Here is a 375-nt window from a genome sequence, read left to right on the forward strand (position 1 = left end):
GCGTGATGACCTAGGACTGAAAGGAGCGACCGCTGGGCGTGTAATAACGTTCGGTGGTCAGTTTCACGGCCCGGTCGCCGCTGAACGGCATCACAGTCTCAACCGAGCCTTTGCCGAAGGTGCGCTTGCCCATGATGATGCCGCGCTGCTGGTCCTGCAGGGCGCCGGCGACGATTTCCGATGCCGATGCCGAGCCGCCGTTGACCAGCACCACCAGCGGCCGGCCGGCCAGCAGGTCGCCGGAGGTGGCGCTGTAGTCCCGGCGGCTGTCCGGGTTGCGGCCCTGGGTGTAGACGATCAGCCCGTGATCAAGAAACAGGGCGGCCACTTCCACCGCACCCTTGAGCACGCCGCCGGGGTTGTTGCGCAGATCAA

1 protein-coding gene is annotated in these 375 nt (G+C 66.1%); it reads right to left on the reverse strand.

The window, feature by feature from the left end:
* Positions 1-10: 10 nt before the first annotated feature.
* The coding region (locus ASV53_RS24915; RefSeq protein WP_275657133.1) for a S41 family peptidase at positions 11-375 on the reverse strand (365 nt) is incomplete at its 5' end.

The organism is Photobacterium sanguinicancri (genome assembly GCF_002265265.1).
Lineage (GTDB): Bacteria > Pseudomonadota > Gammaproteobacteria > Enterobacterales > Vibrionaceae > Photobacterium > Photobacterium sanguinicancri.